This is a genomic window from Methanocella arvoryzae MRE50, from assembly GCF_000063445.1.
GTDB classification, from domain to species: domain Archaea; phylum Halobacteriota; class Methanocellia; order Methanocellales; family Methanocellaceae; genus Methanocella_A; species Methanocella_A arvoryzae.
In genome coordinates this window covers 397579-414378 of the sequence record NC_009464.1, presented here as the reverse complement: position 1 = coordinate 414378, position 16800 = coordinate 397579, and the positions used below count along the sequence as shown (strand labels likewise).

Annotated in this window: 18 protein-coding genes and 1 tRNA gene; 12 read left to right on the top strand and 7 right to left on the bottom strand. The window is 55.2% G+C overall.

Annotated elements, in window-relative coordinates; genetic code table 11:
- Positions 1 to 85 precede the first annotated feature (85 nt).
- The 6 genes from RCI_RS02020 (at position 86) to RCI_RS01995 (ending at position 4441) form a co-directional block, all read left to right on the top strand.
- Positions 86 to 946: a thiamine pyrophosphate-dependent enzyme gene (locus RCI_RS02020; RefSeq protein WP_048197859.1), complete on the top strand. Its 861-nt coding sequence runs from the start codon at positions 86 to 88 to the stop codon at positions 944 to 946.
- Positions 943 to 2043 (top strand): transketolase C-terminal domain-containing protein, encoded by a 1101-nt coding sequence (locus RCI_RS02015; protein WP_012034713.1) that lies wholly within the window; start codon positions 943 to 945, stop codon positions 2041 to 2043. Before RCI_RS02020 ends, RCI_RS02015 begins: the two co-directional genes overlap by 4 nt.
- A gap of 2 nt (positions 2044 to 2045) precedes the next feature.
- Positions 2046 to 2582: a 2-oxoacid:acceptor oxidoreductase family protein gene (locus RCI_RS02010; protein WP_012034712.1), complete on the top strand. Its 537-nt coding sequence runs from the start codon at positions 2046 to 2048 to the stop codon at positions 2580 to 2582.
- A gap of 17 nt (positions 2583 to 2599) precedes the next feature.
- On the top strand, positions 2600 to 2875 hold the full coding sequence (locus RCI_RS02005; RefSeq protein ID WP_012034711.1) for a 4Fe-4S binding protein: 276 nt from the start codon (positions 2600 to 2602) through the stop codon (positions 2873 to 2875).
- Positions 2876 to 3085: 210 nt separating this feature from the next.
- The gene (locus RCI_RS02000; RefSeq protein WP_148266487.1) at positions 3086 to 3781 is read left to right on the top strand and encodes a hypothetical protein; all 696 of its coding nucleotides are present in this window, start codon (positions 3086 to 3088) and stop codon (positions 3779 to 3781) included.
- A gap of 165 nt (positions 3782 to 3946) precedes the next feature.
- Entirely contained in the window at positions 3947 to 4441 is a 495-nt protein-coding gene (locus tag RCI_RS01995) for a hypothetical protein (protein WP_148266486.1), read from the top strand.
- Positions 4442 to 4572: 131 nt separating this feature from the next.
- Here RCI_RS01995 and RCI_RS01990 read toward each other — a convergent pair whose 3' ends face one another.
- Positions 4573 to 5949 (bottom strand): phenylacetate--CoA ligase family protein, encoded by a 1377-nt coding sequence (locus tag RCI_RS01990; RefSeq protein ID WP_012034708.1) that lies wholly within the window; start codon positions 5947 to 5949, stop codon positions 4573 to 4575.
- 431 nt (positions 5950 to 6380) lie between these two features.
- Between RCI_RS01990 and RCI_RS01985 the strand changes: the two genes are divergently transcribed.
- Complete coding sequence (locus RCI_RS01985) at positions 6381 to 8090, top strand: AMP-binding protein (RefSeq protein ID WP_012034707.1); 1710 nt, start codon at positions 6381 to 6383, stop codon at positions 8088 to 8090.
- Between the two features lie 66 nt (positions 8091 to 8156).
- Here the strand turns inward: RCI_RS01985 and RCI_RS01980 are convergent, their stop codons facing one another.
- Positions 8157 to 8495: a hypothetical protein gene (locus RCI_RS01980; protein ID WP_148266485.1), complete on the bottom strand. Its 339-nt coding sequence runs from the start codon at positions 8493 to 8495 to the stop codon at positions 8157 to 8159.
- On the opposite strand from RCI_RS01980, the gene RCI_RS16855 reads away from it, so the two are divergent.
- The 4 genes from RCI_RS16855 to RCI_RS01965 all read left to right on the top strand — a co-directional run bounded on the left by RCI_RS16855 (position 8494) and on the right by RCI_RS01965 (position 10219).
- Complete coding sequence (locus tag RCI_RS16855; RefSeq protein WP_158308848.1) at positions 8494 to 8667, top strand: hypothetical protein; 174 nt, start codon at positions 8494 to 8496, stop codon at positions 8665 to 8667. The two genes, RCI_RS01980 and RCI_RS16855, sit on opposite strands and share 2 nt — an antisense overlap.
- A gap of 186 nt (positions 8668 to 8853) precedes the next feature.
- Positions 8854 to 9207, top strand: a complete 354-nt coding sequence (locus RCI_RS01975) for a rhodanese-like domain-containing protein (RefSeq protein WP_231844909.1) — start codon at positions 8854 to 8856, stop codon at positions 9205 to 9207.
- Complete coding sequence (locus RCI_RS01970) at positions 9204 to 9491, top strand: hypothetical protein (RefSeq protein WP_012034704.1); 288 nt, start codon at positions 9204 to 9206, stop codon at positions 9489 to 9491. Before RCI_RS01975 ends, RCI_RS01970 begins: the two co-directional genes overlap by 4 nt.
- Positions 9479 to 10219: a lipoate--protein ligase family protein gene (locus RCI_RS01965; RefSeq protein WP_012034703.1), complete on the top strand. Its 741-nt coding sequence runs from the start codon at positions 9479 to 9481 to the stop codon at positions 10217 to 10219. Before RCI_RS01970 ends, RCI_RS01965 begins: the two co-directional genes overlap by 13 nt.
- Before the next feature lie 373 nt (positions 10220 to 10592).
- Here the strand turns inward: RCI_RS01965 and RCI_RS01960 are convergent, their stop codons facing one another.
- Genes RCI_RS01960 through lipA form a run of 5 tightly spaced genes read right to left on the bottom strand, consistent with a single transcriptional unit; the run spans position 10593 to position 16259 of the window.
- On the bottom strand, positions 10593 to 11996 hold the full coding sequence (locus RCI_RS01960) for a dihydrolipoyl dehydrogenase family protein (protein ID WP_012034702.1): 1404 nt from the start codon (positions 11994 to 11996) through the stop codon (positions 10593 to 10595).
- A gap of 11 nt (positions 11997 to 12007) precedes the next feature.
- A complete protein-coding gene (locus RCI_RS01955) occupies positions 12008 to 13294 on the bottom strand; it encodes a dihydrolipoamide acetyltransferase family protein (RefSeq protein ID WP_012034701.1) in 1287 nt (428 codons plus the stop codon).
- 13 nt (positions 13295 to 13307) lie between these two features.
- Positions 13308 to 14285 (bottom strand): alpha-ketoacid dehydrogenase subunit beta, encoded by a 978-nt coding sequence (locus RCI_RS01950; protein WP_012034700.1) that lies wholly within the window; start codon positions 14283 to 14285, stop codon positions 13308 to 13310.
- A gap of 1 nt (position 14286) precedes the next feature.
- Positions 14287 to 15366 (bottom strand): pyruvate dehydrogenase (acetyl-transferring) E1 component subunit alpha, encoded by a 1080-nt coding sequence (gene pdhA / locus RCI_RS01945; protein ID WP_012034699.1) that lies wholly within the window; start codon positions 15364 to 15366, stop codon positions 14287 to 14289.
- 2 nt (positions 15367 to 15368) lie between these two features.
- Positions 15369 to 16259, bottom strand: a complete 891-nt coding sequence (gene lipA / locus RCI_RS01940) for a lipoyl synthase (RefSeq protein ID WP_012034698.1) — start codon at positions 16257 to 16259, stop codon at positions 15369 to 15371.
- A gap of 381 nt (positions 16260 to 16640) precedes the next feature.
- On the opposite strand from lipA, the gene RCI_RS01935 reads away from it, so the two are divergent.
- Positions 16641 to 16713 (top strand) — tRNA-Gln (locus RCI_RS01935).
- Positions 16714 to 16800: the final 87 nt, after the last annotated feature.

Genomic DNA, 16800 nt, shown 5'->3' with positions numbered 1-16800 from the left:
AACACCTGTGTCTTAGACGATGTAACGCCGTCGACGTAAAGTCGTACGGTGTGACCTTTCTAACGACGTAAAAGTGGTGGGTAACATGCTAGACGACATCCCCCGGGAAGAATACCTTTATAAAGGCAATACTGCTTGTGCCGGTTGTACGGCCATGCTCGCCCTGCGCTATATCTTGAAGGCGGCGGGGAAAAATACGATCATCGTAAACCCCGCATGCTGTTCGACGGTGTGCCAGGGTTCGTTCCCCAAATCGGCCTATGGCGTTCCTGTGCTGAACATAGCCTTCGCGGCCGCGGCTGCGGCAGCCGATGGCATCGCCTCAGCAGCGAGGAACAAGGGCAAGAACGTGATCGTGTTCGCCGGCGACGGCGGCACCGTGGACATTGGCATACAGGCATTATCCGGCGCCATCGAGCGTAACGCGAACATCCTGTACGTCTGCTACGATAACGAGGCTTATTCTAACACGGGCATGCAAAAGAGCGGTTCCACACCTTACGGAGCGATTACTACCACCACTCCTACGGGCCGTAAAGATTCCAAGAAGGATATCGATTTCATCGTCATGGCTCACCGGCCAGCCTATATGGCTACGGCAAGCGCAGCCTTCCCCCGGGACCTCCTGAAGAAGACGCAGAAGGCTCTCTCCATCGAGGGCACCAAGTTCCTACACATACACGTCCCCTGCCCGTCCGGGTGGCGGTATCCGACTGAAAAGTCGATCGAGCTGGGCAAGCTGGCTGTACGGTCCGGTATGTGGTTCCTGTACGAGTACGAGAACGGTAAGGTCACCCTGAGCCCGCCGACCTCGGCGGCGCTAAAGAAGCCGGCGCCGATAGATGATTACATCAGGCTGCAGGGCCGTTTCAAGGGAGCGGACATAGAGAGTATGAAGAGAGAGGTTGAACTGGGCATGCAGAGGATCAGGGGGCTAGTGCAGTGAAGAAGATGGCAACGGGCAACCAGGCGGTTGCCTACGCAGTCAAGGAGTGCGACGTGGAAGTCGTCGCAGCTTACCCAATCACCCCGCAGACGGAAGTGGTCGAGACAGTGGCGAACTTCGTCGAGACCGGCAAGATGAAGGCCGCCTATATCCGGGTCGAAAGCGAGCACTCGGCGCTTGCCGCCTGCATCGGTGCATCCGCCACAGGCGCCAGGGCTTTCACGGCTACCTCGAGCCATGGCCTGCTCTACATGCACGAGATGATCCACTGGGCGGCGGGCGCACGTCTGCCTATAGTCATGGCAAATGTCAACAGGTCTGTCGGCCCGGCCTGGAATATATGGGCTGAGCACACGGACGCCCTGTCCCAGAGAGACACCGGGTGGATGCAGTTCTACGCTGCGACGGTGCAGGAAGTCTACGACTCGGTGATCATGGGCTACAAGCTCGCTGAGTCTGTGTACCTGCCCTGCATGATCAACCTCGACGGGTTTATCCTCAGCCACGCGATCCAGCCGCTGGATATTACCGAAACAGGCGACTTCCTGCCTGAGATTAACATGCCTCACGCGATCGACACTGAAAACCCGATGTCGTATGGCAACCTGACCGGCCCGGCAGACTACTTTAAGTTCCGCCGCATGATCAAGGACGATATGGATCTGGCGGGCAGGCTAATGAAAGAGATCGAGGCAGAGTTCGCAGAGCGGTTCGGGCGCAAATACTCTGCGGTTATGGAGTACAAAACAGACGATGCCGAAGTCGTTATTGTAGGCATGGGCACCATCGCGAGGGAGGCTGAAATGGCCGTGGACCTGCTGCGCAAGGAAGGCGTGAAAGCAGGCGCGGTCAGAGTCAGGCAGTTCAGGCCGTTCCCGGACCTCAGCATTCTTGAGGGCAAGCGTGTTGTTGTGCTGGACCGCGATTACTCCCCGGGCGCCGGTGGTATCCTCGCACAGGAAATCCGGTTCAGGCACGACGTCAAGGTCTTCAACGTAATCGCCGGCATCGGTGGCCAGGACGTCACCTTCAAGGATCTCGCCGCCATCGTAAGGAAGGCCAAACCTGAAGGCGAAGTCTGGCTGGGGGTGGACTAACAATGCTGGAAATAAGGTTCCACTCCAGAGGAGGGCAGGGCGGCGTGACCGCATCCAAACTGCTCGCGCAGGCGGCTTTCCTCGAAGGCAAGTACAGTACTGCCTTCCCGCTCTATGGCGCAGAGCGCCGGGGAGCGCCAGTTACGTCCTTCACCCGTATAAGCGAAGATGAGATCAAGATCTCCAGCCAGATTTACCAGCCCGACATCGTCGTGGTGCTGGACGACTCGATCCTCGATCTGGTGAACGTCACAGACGGGCTCAAGTCCGGAGGACTGCTGATTGTTAATACCAACCACCACGCGAAGCTGCCCCAGGGCGACTTCAAGGTGGCTACTGTGAATGTGACAGACATCGCTTTGAAGATGGGGCTGGTCCTGTCAGGCAACCCGATCCTGAACACGCCCATCCTTGGAGCGCTGGCGAAGCTAAACGTGGTCGGCCTGGACTCGGCACTGGCCGCGATCAAGGAAACGTTCAGCGACGAGAGAAACGTGAACGCAGCCAGGGAAGCATACGAGAAGGTGGTCATGTGCTGAAAGCTAAGACAGTTCAAATGAGTGCCGGCGTCAAAGGCGGCAAGAACAAGTGGGATCTGCCGGTGACCCCGGCATCGAAGCCGCAGCATGGTGCCGCAGGCAAGACCGGCACCTGGAGGACGTTCAAGCCAGAGCTTGAAATCGAGGCCTGCAAGAAGTGCGGGAACTGTATCCTGTATTGTCCCGAAGCCTGTATCGACGATGATCTGAACATCGACTACGACTACTGCAAGGGCTGCGGTATCTGCGCAAACGAATGTCCCTCCAAGTGTATTAAAATGAAGAGAGAGTGAATAAGCTCTCTCCCCATTTTTCATATAATTTACAGGCTCCCCGCACACCTTTTCCTAACGTTCGCGCCGGCTTCCGGCACAGGAAAAGTGCACATTTGTATTTTTATTCTGTCAAACCTGACTTGCCGCCCCGGGATGCAAGCGAAGTGGCGTTGAATCGTGCAGCATCAGTTATGTAAAGTCCCCGTAATCCTGATTTGGTGTGAGAACATGACAGGCAAGATTCGGATTGCACTGACCGTGTTATTGGTATTGGCGGTCGGTATCGGGATGATTGGATTAGCCGATGCCGCGACTTCGGGAGCGGCAGGATCAGGCACGAGCACTGCAACTGCCGGAAAGGGAGGCACGACAGGCTTCTCGACCGGCTTCGGCTCTATCGGTAGCACTTTCGGAACGGGCACAAGTAATGCGTTCGCTTCGCCGTTTTCGGGATCAAACGCGTTTTCCAGCGTCTTTGGCCAGACTGGCGGTATAACAGGTATGGGTACTACCAATGCCTTTGCATCTCCGTTCGGCGGAGCTAACACCTTCTCTAACGTCTTTGGTCAGACGGGCGGCATAACAGGCATGGGCACTACCAACGCGTTCGCATCTCCGTTCGGAGCATCCAATACTTTCTCCAACGCCTTCAACCAGGCGAACGGCATAACTGCGAGCGGCTTCAGTAACTCGTTCGCATCCCCGTTCAGTACTACACTGAGCTCTCAGGGATTCGTCACCCAGCCCGGTATTACGGCCAACGGCTTCAGCAACGTGCTGATTTCCCCGACCTCGACGCAGCTGTCCTCTACCGGCTTCACCTCTATTCCTGGCCTGACAGCGAACGGCTTCAGCAATGCGCTGGCAGTGCCCTTCGGCGGTGTCTCACTGACGTCGAACGCCTTCGGGTCCACCTTGAAGTAGCCGCCAGATCGCAGCCAGGATATAAGCCGTAGGTAGCAGGGATGATGGCTGAAGCAGATCCTTCCGCCATCGTTCAACCTTTTTACTTCAGGACGCCGGTATCCAGCGATACGCCGGGGTAGTTATTTCATCGGGGAACCCAAACTCAATGACTATGTGATTTATATGATGAGACGAAGTGTCCGCATATCCTGTGTGCTGGTCGTCCTGACATGTATACTCTTCTTACTATTACCTCACCAGGCCAGTGCCCAGGGCTCGACGGGAAGCTCGACGGGCGGGAGCACGTCATCAGGAGGTGCCATGGGGGGCCAGCAGTCGATGTCAGGTGGAGGCTCGACCTTCGGCGGCAACATCGGCTATGGCCCTGGCCAGCAGTATGGTGGTACCAGCTTTATGTCGCAGGGATACGATCGGAATGGTTTCGGCCCGCTGGGCATCTCGAGCCCGCCATCGCCCCAGTCCGGAATTGTGCAGGAAAACCTGTACGGCATTCCTGGGGCCGCCGCAGGACAGACCGGCGGACGCCCGGGGCCATACAGCACTATTCAATATCCAGAGCACGATCTATGGTGGAGAATACGGGGGGTTTGCACAGCAGGGCCCGGCTCCGGGTGGCAGCGGCCCGTCGGCAGCGTCTGTGCAAGCAATGGGTGGTGAACCCCCGGCTGTCGTAGAAGGAGAATCCTGTATGAGTGCCTGCACAGAAATGTACACGCCGTTCGAGTGCCGGACTCAGTACTGTCCGCCTGAAAATAAAAAACAGTGTTGAGGGCTGAAGCAAGCCTGCTTCAAGGCTTGCAATCAGTCCAGACTCCTGTCCGCCGGTCTACGACTCGCTTGCTTTTTAGCTGAGCCACGGGCAGAGTACGGGGGCTGACGATCTCTACTGAAGTGCTGATACCGCAGCCTGCTTTCACATTATTTGCGATTTCGCTTATGAGCTCCTGTTTAAGACGTTTGATCTCTGTTTCTGATAGTCCATCGAACAGGCCATCCCGGTGCTCGACTTCCAGCGCTACAAGATCCATGTCTTTAGGCCTGGTCACGATGATCCTGAACTCGGCGCCCGCGTTTTCGCACTTCCTGATGGCCTCTTCAATGGCGCTCGGGAATGTGTTGACTCCCCTGATGATCAGCATATCATCCAGCCTGCCAAAGATTCCTTTCGGAAGGCGCGGATATGTCCTGCCACAGTTGCACTTCTCCATCGTCATCATGGATCTGTCGCCTGACCAGAACCGGATCATCGGCTGGGACTCACGATACAGGGTAGTATACACGATACCGCCCTCTTCGCCATAGGCCATCCCTTCGTTCGGGTCGTCCTCGCTTACGATCTCAGTATATACTTGATCAGTGTAGCAGTGCATACCTGCCTGCTCCTCGCATTCGCAGTTGGTTGCCCATGGAGTCACTTCAGAGGTAGAGCCGCAGTCATAAGCTTTCAAGCCCCAGATATCTTCGATACGTCTCCTGATGCTCGGGATACCTGCCCCCGGCTCTCCCAGGAAAACACCTTTCTTTACCCCGATCTCACGAGGGTCTATGCCGATTTCTTTGGCCACCATGCCAAGATGGATCGCATATGTGGGAGTACAGGTAAGTACGCTGGGCTTCAGAATTTTCATCAAAGTAGCCTGCTGCTCTGTGTTACCGGCACCTATCGGGAATGTCCTGGCGCCGATGCGCTCGGATGCCAGTACGGCACCCCATCCGCCCATGAACAGGCTGAGGAGCATCGATACCTGCACGGTATCGTGCGACCGGATACCCGTGCTGTAATAACACATCGCCTGGACATCGGAGATGTGATCCCAGTCCTTCTTAGATATCGCATACAGGGTCGGGATTCCTGTCGTGCCTGATGAGCCGTGTATCCGGTAAACGTCCTTACCGCCCCAGTAATCCCCGAAAGGAGGATACATTGCCTGGCTTTCCCGGAGCATGCTCTTCTTGATGATGGGTACCTTTTTCGTGAAATCGGCGAGGGTCTTTACCATTTCCGGCTTGAAGCCCTTAGCATCATACAGTCTCCTGTAGAATGGGATATTATTGTAAACATAGTTCAGCTGGTATTTGATCTGCTTCAGAATCCTCTGATCGCGCTCTTCCGGGCGCATCGTCTCCAGTTCTCTGTTCCAGTACTTGTTATCCGGTCTCAGCATCTACCGACCCACCTAACGCTACAACTATTTCAGCAGATCACTTTAACATATATACCGAATCTGTACGGCTCAGCATATATATGCTGAATAAGTGGTCTGAAAGCAATCATGTGGGGATAGTATTGCCCTGGAATGGCTGAATCGATAATTCCTAATCTATAATCATGATAATTGTTTATACGCTATCTTCATTATTGCTTATCGCTACGAAAGATTTAAGAGCCGAGCATTTTTATTAGTATGGCTAGCAATCGTGCAAGTGCGGCAAGTACTTGCCGTCGCAAATACCTGCCGTGGCAAGTACTTGCCGATCAAGGCACAGGTGCTATGTATTGCAGGGTTAGGTATAAATACACGAAAACCTACTCTACAATGACACGTGTTAACATACTGGCTGCATTTGACAGCCATATGATATTCGGTGGTTAGAAATGCTTAAACGAAAATCCCTAAGCTACGCATACACGGGATCTGACAAGCCCCTCATCGGCATGACTATCGGTGACATGTTCGATGAGATCGCCAGCACGTATCCCGAAAGGGATGCGCTTGTATCAGAACACCAGGGGCTTCGCTATACCTGGCAGGAATTTCAGCAGCAGGTGAACAGGGCAGCTAAGGGATTATTAAGCATGGGCTACAAGAAGGGCGACCGTGTAGCCATCTGGGCAACAAACGTTGCCGAATGGGTCATCATGCAGTTTGCCACGGCTAAAGTCGGCATTATCCTGATCAACATCAACCCTGCATACCGGACCCATGAACTGGAGTACGTACTGCAGCAGTCCGAAGCACAGGGCCTGGTGCTCATTGAAAGTTTCAAGACCTCGGACTACGTGAAGATGCTCGAGGACGTCTGCCCCGAAGTCAAGACGTCCAGGCCCTGTAATATCAACTCCGAAAATCTTCCGTTCCTGAGATCCGTAGTCCTGATTCGCGGCGACAAGAAGGACTACATGTACACCTGGGATGAGATGCTCGAGAAGGGCGATGAGATCCCGGACGCTGCGCTGTGTACGGTGCAGGGCACGCTGTCCTTTGACGATCCTATCAACATTCAGTACACCTCAGGCACCACAGGTTTCCCCAAAGGCGTGGTGCTCACGCATCATAATCTCCTGAATAACGGCTATTTCATCGGCGAATACATGAAGTTCACCGAAAAGGACAAGCTGTGCATACCTGTGCCATTCTACCACTGTTTCGGCATGGTACTTTCGAACCTGGCATGCATGACTCATGGGGCTACCATGGTCCTGCCCGCCGAGCACTTCGACCCGATAGCGACGCTGACCGCCATCGAAAAAGAGAAGTGCACCGCAGTTCATGGTGTGCCGACCATGTTCATCGCAGAGCTGGAGCATCCCCTGTTCAGCAAGTTTGACCTGAGTTCGCTGCGCACGGGCATTATGGCCGGCTCACCCTGCCCGATCGAGTACATGAAGAAAGTTAACAACCTCATGAATATGCGGGATATCGTCATCACCTATGGCCAGACTGAAGCCTCGCCGGGGCTGACGATGTCTTCTACTGACGACTCGCTTGAGAAGAGAGTCTCCACAGTAGGCAAGCCGATGCCCCATACTGAAATCAAGATCATCGACCCGAAAACCGGAGAAATCGTTCCCAGAGGCGTGCCGGGAGAGATTTGCGCCAGAGGCTACATGATTATGGAGGGGTACTACAAGAACCCGGATGCTACCGCTCTGGCCATTGACGAGAAAGGCTGGCTCCATACCGGCGACCTCGGAGTGCTGGACGAGGATGGCTACTGCAAGATCACCGGCCGCATCAAAGACATGGTAATCAGAGGCGGAGAGAACATCTACCCGAGGGAGGTCGAAGAGTTCCTCTACACCCACCCGATGATCAGCGATGCCCAGGTGATAGGCGTCCCGGACCTCAAGTATGGGGAAGAACTGATGGCGTGGGTCAAGGTCAAGAACGGCTGCAAGCTGACCGAAGGCGAAATAAAGGAATACTGCAAGGGCAAGATCGCCCACTACAAGATTCCAAAGTACATCAAGTTCGTAGACGAGTTCCCTATGACTGTGTCGGGGAAAATCCAGAAGTACAAGATGAGGGAAACCTCAATCAAGGAACTCGGCCTGGAAGAAATCGCCAGAATCAAGACCGCATGAGCAGAAAGGCTGCAGAGGGGTTCTACCCTCTGTGCCTCAATACCTTTTTCTAATAATTACCCAGACCTAAAGGGTAAAAATTATTCCCGGCGTCGTCCAGTCAGGCATATTCATCGGACCGGGAGCGGGTATCGCTCTCATGTCGTTGAGCCGGCCGGTTACAGGGCTCATACCGGGCAGTGAGATCGCCCCGGACATTTTTCCCATGTTCTGGACAATGTTCTTCTGGATGCCATAGGTCATCTGTGCTGCCTTGCCTTTGACTGCGTTGCTCGCAGCTACGCTTGCTTCATCCATCGCTTCGCTGCCGATCCTGTCCATCAGGTTGATCCTGGCTGTCAGCTTATCGAGGGACGGTACCATCCCGGGCATTTTCAAAGACGCCATCTGTGCAGATGGTGCCATGGCTGATCCAGATGTCGCTGCATTGCCCACCGCCATCGCCGCACCGGCGAAAACGGATAGCGCCAGCAGTGCCAATACAATTCTCAATGTTCTCATCTCAATTACCCTCCTCAATGATCGCTATTGCATCCGCGCATCAGATGCAATTGATCATGAAACATTTAAAACTTGATAAATATATTAAAATGGCCTTGTAAAAGCAGGTTTCCGTTTGATCTGTCACGGATAACCAGACCATTTCCTGCACACTGGAAAGCTGATAATATGACAGAAGGCGTGAAAAGCCGGGCGACCGGTCACTCAAACCTACTGAAACCGAATGAAATATTTTTATCGTGACAAACGCGTAACTTTTTTGGTGTTATCATTGTACACGGCGCACGTCAGGTCGATCAGCATGGATCACCTGAAGAGGATGATGGACAACAACGAACCATTCGTACTGCTGGATGTCCGGAGCAGAAACGACTTCGACCGGGAGCACATCAAAGGCGCGAGGTCCCTGCCGCTCGACGAGATCGAGGAATCTGCCAAAAACATGATACGGCCAGACGAAATGGTCATCGTGTACTGCGACAGCTTCGTCTGCTCAGCCAGCACCAGCGCCTCCAAGATACTCACCAGGCTGGGCTACACGAACGTCAGAGACTATAAAGGCGGCCTCAGGGAGTGGAAACAGTCCGGGCTGCCCACAGAGAGCCGCTATCAATGATCAGAGCCGAGAAAAAAGTCCCCGGGGGCAAACTGGTCAGGCTAGCCATAGACATGAGTGGCCAGACTGCGAGAATCCGGCTATCAGGCGATTTTTTCGTGCATCCGGAAGAGGGCATCTTTGAGATCGAAGAGCTGCTTGCCGGCCTGCCGGTAGACGAGCCCGCGGACAGAGTTAAAGATGTGATCGATAATCATATTATGGCCCGTAAGCTGGAGCTGATCGGCATCGATTCTGAGACAATAGCGCAACTTTTTACGGAGTGCTTCCAGTGTGGAGAGTAATCCCTCTCGAGCTGCGATCTGCAGCGGAGAACATGGCCATAGACGAGGCGATTGCAGAAGGCATCACTGCCGGCCTGTCCATGCCTACGATACGGTTTTACAGGTGGAAGCCATCAGCCGTCACCATCGGCTGCTTCCAGTGCCTGCAGGACGAAGTGAACGTAGCGGGCTGTAAAGAGAAAGGCATCGACATTGTCCGCAGGCGTACAGGCGGCGGGGCAGTGTACCACGACCATTCGGGCGAGATCACTTACAGCGTCATCGCGCCTGAGAGGTACTTCCCGAAAGACATCAAGGCCTCATATAAAGAGATCTGCGGGTGGATCGTAAACGGGCTCTCCATCACGGACATCAAGGCAGAGTTCAGGCCGATCAACGATGTCACTGTTAATGGCAGAAAAATTTCGGGCAGCGCCCAGACCAGGCGACAGGGAGTCCTCACCCAGCACGGGACTATCCTATACAGCGTCGACAGAGACAGCATGTTTACAGTGTTAAAACCCTCGGAGAAAAAGCTGGACGGTAAGGCTGTAACAACATTTAGAGACTACGTCACCTCGGCATCTGAAGAAGGCTGCCCGTCACTGCAGATGCTCTACAACGCCCTGTTGCTCGGCTTCACGGCAGGCAAGAGCTGGAAGCCGGGAGAGCTTTCTTTAGAAGAAGCCGAAGCAGTCCGACGGCTGGTACCAAAGTACTGCTCGGATGAGTGGAACTGCTCTCGGTGAAACTCCTGGAGGTCGGGGAGTTCCCGGGAGGCGGGGGAGGATTTTCAGGCTGGGAGGTTCGAGAGGGTAGCGAGGTCTGAGAGGGGGATTGGGAGTGTGGAAAGGTCGGAGAGGTTTTTTAAGTTAATTCTCTCTGACCTCCGGGTACTTACATAACCTCCTCTCTGATCTCCATGACCTCCTTGACCTCCCCGCTTGAACGTTCTCTCTGAACTCCGTGAACCTCTCCGACCTCCTCTCCGACCTCTCAATACCTCCCGGACCCAGTTTTTCAGTAATTTCTTTGCGTCCTTGCGCCTTTGAGCCTTTGCGAACTAAGAACAAGGCGGCCTGTCGCCGAATTTATTCGAGCAGTCAACCTTTCGAGAAGTATTCATTTTTTAACAACGTTGGCCGACAACCCCGCAGCCCTGGCGCAGGCGTCGGCAAAGATCTCGTTGAGCTCCGGGTGGGGATGCAGGGTCAGCGCAACATCTTCCAGCCTTGCTCCCATTTCAATGGCCAGCAGGGCTTCTCCGATCAGATCGCCGGCACGGGGTCCCACGATCTGTGTGCCGAGGATGCGGCCGGTCTGCTTTTCCGCCACTACTTTGATAAAGCCATCCTGTTTACCGTATGTAGCAGCCCCGCCGTTGGCAGAATACGGGGAGCGGCTCACCGTGACGTCTATGCCTGCCTTTTTCGCCTCTTTTTCCCCCATGCCCGCTGAAGCTATGTCAAGCCCGGCCTCGATGGTCAGAGTCATGGCCTGGTAATCAGGCAGCCCGGGCTTTCCCGCTATGATGTTTGCCACAGAGAGCCCGTCGCGGAATGCCACACTTGCATTACGTCTGCCACCGAGCACGTCTCCAATGGCATAGATCGAGGGGTCGGCCGTGCGATAACGATCGTCGACCTCGACAAACCCCTTATCCGTGAGCCTGACTTTTGTCCGGTCCAGGGACAGGTTCTGAACGTTCGCTTTTGTAGGCGAGCAAATCAATATCAGATCTGGCGTTCGTGTGGTCGTCTCGTTCCCGGATCGAATGACGACTTCTCCGCCCTCGGAATGCACTTCCCATGAGGCCTGAGGGAAAGTCTGCACTCCCAGGTCTGCCAGGCTTTTCATCGCCGGCTGCAAAACGTCATCATCGATTGCAGGGACCAACGAGGCACTTTTATAGGCGAGGGTCACTCTGGTACCCATCTTAGCAAGCAGGGAGGCCATTGTCGCCCCGTCTATGCCGCCGCCCAGAATAACGGCGGTACCCGGGACCTTATGGAGATGAGCTACAGCGTGGGGAAAAATGATGCGCCTGCCATCAGGCCGGATACCCTCAGGGACAATATAGTGCATACCTGTGGCGATGACCGCTTTCCTGAACCTGATATGCTGAGTGCTCCCGTGAATACGTACCACCGCTGTGGTCGACGACGTAAACGAGCAGGTGCCTTCGAACAATTGTACGCCACTTGCGTTCAGGAGGCTCCTGATGCCGGCCTGCAGCTTCCGGATGACCTGGGCGTTCCATGCCTGTACCTTGTTTAGATCAACTTCCACCCCGTGAGCTTTGATTCCCCGGGCCTCTGCAGCAGTCACGTCGGCAACCAGATCGAGCGTGCGGACGATCCCCTTGACAGGGATACAGCCATGATTAAGGCAGATACCCCCGATCTCCGGGCCGACCAGGGTCACGTCCATGCCCATCTGCCCGAGCCGGATTGCCGCCGTATATCCCGCCGGCCCGGCGCCGATCACGAGGACATCTGTCCCGACTTCAATGTCGCCGACAACCATAAAGAATCGCCTCACGGCATATTTACCAGTAGTGCAGCCGGGTCTTCGAGATAGCCTTTGACCTCGTTCAGAAAACGCTGGCCTTCGGCGCCGTCGATGATGCGGTGGTCGATCGTCAGGCTCAGGTTCATCACCTTGCGCACACAGACATTGCCGTCGCAGACCCGGGGCATATCCCTTATCTGCTGCATCTCAAGAATAGCAGATTCCGGCGGGTTGATGATAGGCGTGGCAAAAAGCCCCCCGATACTGCCGATGTTGGCGATAGTGAATGTACTTCCCCGTAGCTGCTCAACGCCGATCTTCCCCGACTCCGCCAGCTCGACGAGCTCTTTGATCTCCCTGGAGATTTGCACGATACTCTTGCGATCGGCATCCTTCACAGGTGCTACCATCAAGCCTCTGGGAGTGTCGATGGCCAGGCCGATATTGTAGTACTTCTTGAGCACTATCTCGCCTTTCTCGTCGTCAATACTGGCGTTCAGGACAGGATGATTCCGGAGAGCTGCAGACACGGCTTTCACAGTGAAAGCAAGGTAGCTCACCTTGACTCCGTCTTTACGGGCGCCGTTCACCTGCTCCCGGAGCTCGCTCAGCTTAGTCACGTCTGCATCGTCGAAAACAGTCACCTGCGCAGTATGCTGGAGGGAGCGCATCAGGTTGTCGGAAATCGTCCGCCTGATGCCCCGCAGTGGTATCCGTTCTTCCAGCCCGGCAGGCCCGGCGGGAGGAGCGGCCGGCGCAGGAGTGGGAGCGGGAGCAGGAGCAGGCGCTGGCTTTGCGGCTGGCTTTGCTGATGCGGCTTTGACATCCTCGTCAGTAATACGGCCGCCAAGGCCCGTGCCTTTTATTGATTCGATGTCTACGCCCAGCTGTTTTGCCAGCATACGGGTCGCCGGAGTGGCCAGCACCGGGACTTTTCCGGGGGCTCTGCCGACAGCTTCGGCAGGCGGCTTAACTTCCGGCTCCTTCGCCTCTGCAGTAGCCTTCTCGATCGCCTTCTCCTGTACAGGAGAAGGCGCCTTTTCCTGCGGCGGTGGCGGCGCCTTAGTCTCTTCGCCTTCTTCCCGGATGACAGCGATCACGCTGCCGACCGGGACCATATCACCTTCCTTAAACTTGATATCCTCTACTGTACCGGAAACGGGTGCTGGCAGCTCTACGACTGCCTTATCTGTCTCGACCTCGGCGATCGGGTCGTCTTCCTCTACTTTGTCGCCCTTCTTCACGTTCCACTTCTTTATTTCTCCCGAAGTGATGCCCTCGCCCAGATCGGGAAGCTTGAACTCGTACGTCACAAGATCACCAGCATTAGTATTGCATGACTTCTTTCGCAGCCGCTACGACCCGCTCCGGGTCAGGCAGGTACTGATCCTCCAGCTTGTACAGCGGGAACCGGATGTCGTAGCCGGACACCCGGATGACTGGGCCTTTCAGGTGCAGGATCGCTTCTTCGCTGACAATGGCGCTGATCTCCGACCCGAAGCCCAGTATTCGATGTGCCTCCTCTACGATGACCAGCCGGCCCGTCTTCTTTACAGAATCGAGGATTGCGTCTTTGTCCAGGGGCTTCAAAGTGCGCAGGTCGATGACTTCGGCAGCGATACCCTGTTCCTGCAGCGTTTTAGCCGCCTCAAGTGATACGTTGACCATGGCACCCCACGCCACTATAGTCAGGTCCTTGCCGGGCAAGGTCACCTTTGCCTTGCCAATCGGAACGGTATATTCGCCATCCGGCACCTCTTCCCGGTGAGCCCGGTACAGCCTGATATGCTCCAGGAAAATGACCGGATCGGGGTCACGAATTGAGGCGATGAGGAGCCCTTTCAGATCGGCGGGCGTAGACGGGGCCACGACTTTCAGCCCAGGATCATGGAGGAAAATGGTCTCGTAGCTCTCGCTGTGATGCTCCAGCGCCTTCACGCCGCCACCATAAGGCATCCGCACCACCATGGGTACTGAAAATCGGCCCATGGTTCGCTGCCTTATTCTGGAAGCATGGGCAATGAGTTCCTCATAGCCAGCGTAAACGAACCCGGAGAACTGAATTTCGCACACTGGCTTTATCCCGTTGAGGGCAAGCCCGATCGCCGTGCCGATGATGCCGTTCTCAGACAGCGGCGTATCCACGACCCGCTCTCGTCCGAACTTCTCCTGCAAGCCCGTAGTCGCCCTGAACACGCCGCCCTCCTTGCCTACGTCCTCGCCCATGACGATGACCGAAGGGTCTCGCCCCATCTCGACCATCAGCGCGTCATTGACTGCCTGGATGTTGTTCAGCATCGCCATGCTATTTCCCTCCGGAGACACGCTTGTAGTACTCGTATTCTTCTTTCAGGAACTGCGGCTCCTCCGCGAACACGTGCTTAAAGAGCTCTTCAAACTCAGGAGCGGGAGCCTGTTCTGCCTCTTTTGCAGCCTTATCTATCAGGGCATCCATCTCGTCATGTAACCGGGTCTCCTTGTCGATGTCCCAGAGCCCCTTATTGACAAGGTAATTCCTGAACCGGTCGATCGGGTCTGTCTCCTTCCGGATTTTCTCGACCTCCCCCTTAGACCGGTAGAGGTCGGGATTATCCGATGTGGTGTGAGGCCCGAACCGGTAGCAGATCGCTTCAATAAAGGCAGGCCCTTCACCGTTTCTGGCCCGGTCGAGCAGGTCTTTGACTATAACATAGGAGGCCAGCACGTCCATGCCGTCGAGCCTGTAGCTCGGGATACCGTAAGCGATGCCCTTCTGCGCGAAAGTCTCCGCCCTCGTCTGCAAAGGATTCGGCGTAGAGATAGCGAACTGGTTGTTGGAGCAGATGAAGACGACGGGCACATGGTAAACGCCGGCAAAGTTCATTGCTTCGTGGAAATCGCCCCTCGAAGTGGCACCATCCCCGAAATAGCAGGTGATCGCCAGCTTCTCTTTTTTAAGCCGGGCTGCCCAGCCCATGCCGGTAGCGTGCAAAGCCTGGCTTCCGACAGGAATGGCGATTGGCAGGCACCTGACATTGTCAGGGGTCCGGTTCCCGTAGTCGTTGCCCATCCAGAGCATGTACAACGTCTGCATCGGCACGCCTTTGGCGATCATGGCGCCGATCTCTCTGTACGACGGCACCATCCAGTCCTCCTCTGCCATAGCCAGCGCACTGCCGATCTGGATGGCTTCCTGGCCGGCGATCGGGGGATACGTGCCCATCCTCCCGCCCCGCTGCAATTTCAACGCCTTCTCGTCATACGTCCTCGCCTGCACCATCAGTCGGTACATCTTCAGCAGCAGGTCCTCGGGAAGGCCCGGGTCAAGCTCGTTTGCGCTGCCATCCTGGGACACGATGCGAAAAGTCTCGCCTTTGACCAGCTTATACAAAAATTTCTCGTCCATTTCTATGCCATCCTGGAATCCGCTATCACCGAAACATACTGCTCTCCCGCCCTGTACGAAGTCCGCACGAACGGCCCTGCTGCCACGTATTTGAAGCCCAGCGACCTCCCGTACTCTGCCAGCTCGCTAAACTCGCCAGGGGCAACATACCGGTGTACAGGCCACTGCCGGATACTCGGCCGCAGGTACTGGCCGAGAGTGACAATATCCACCCGGGCCTCCTGCAAGTCGTGCAACGCCTCCTTGATCTCGATGTCCTCCTCCCCCATGCCCAACAGCAGCGACGATTTAGTCAGCATGTGAGGATTAACCCGCTTGACATCCCGCAGCACGTCGAGCGATCGATAGTAACCCGCCCGCCGGTCCCGGACAGAAGGAGATAGCCGCTCCACAGTCTCGATATTGTGGGAGATGACGTCAGGCCGGGCATCCACGACCTGCTCCAGCAAGTCCAGCCTGCCCGTAAAATCAGGAATAATCGCCTCTACCCGGGCGCCGGGCAACTGCTCTTTCACCGCCCTGATACACGCCGCGTAATGCCCCGCACCATAATCCGGCAGGTCATCCCTGTCCACAGAAGTGATCACTACGTAACTCAGATCAAGCTCTTTAGCCGCTGCTGCCAGCCGCTGCGGCTCGTTCGAATCAAGAGGCTCTCCGGCAGGACCATGGGTGACCGTGCAGAACCGACAGGCCCTGGTACAGGTGTTCCCGAGCACCATAAATGTCAGGCAGCCTCCATCCCAGCACTCGAAGGCGTTCGGGCACATTGCGCTGCTGCAGACCGTGTTAAGGTTGTATTTCTTGATCACGTCTTTCACAGCGCCGTACTTATCAGTCCTCGGCAGGCGTACCTTCAGCCAGTCCGGCTTAGGGGAGGTAGGATCGGGCATGTGTTATAATTATATGATTAATATATAATTACTTTTACCGTATTTTGGGTAACCAGTGTTGAAGGATAGCCCTCGGGGGTGGGATGGAGCACAGTCGTGGAACGTCGAACTATTTACTATAGGGATCCCGGGAGAGGCTGGTTCACCACCGTGACGCACAGAGAACGGTTTACCACAGAGGCACAGAGGTACACAGAGACTCACAGAGTGCTTATTTTAAATGGGACGACAATTGCCCATTTTATTTGGGCTTGTGTATCGGTATTGACAGGCCATGCGATCGCACAGGCCATAGTATTTGGCTATAGCCTCAAATGAGGGATGTGTTGGACGTGAGCGAAAACGTTATATCTGTTGATGCTATATTTTGGTCGGCGAAACAGCCCCGTAGTGTAGCGGTCAATCATAGGGGACTCTGGATCCTTTGACTTCGGTTCGAATCCGAACGGGGCTATGATACTCTTAAGTAATAACTCCAAACAAAAAACGCAATTTTTTAAGAGTCATAGATGGCTGTAAAATACCACTATGCTTGGCTTCC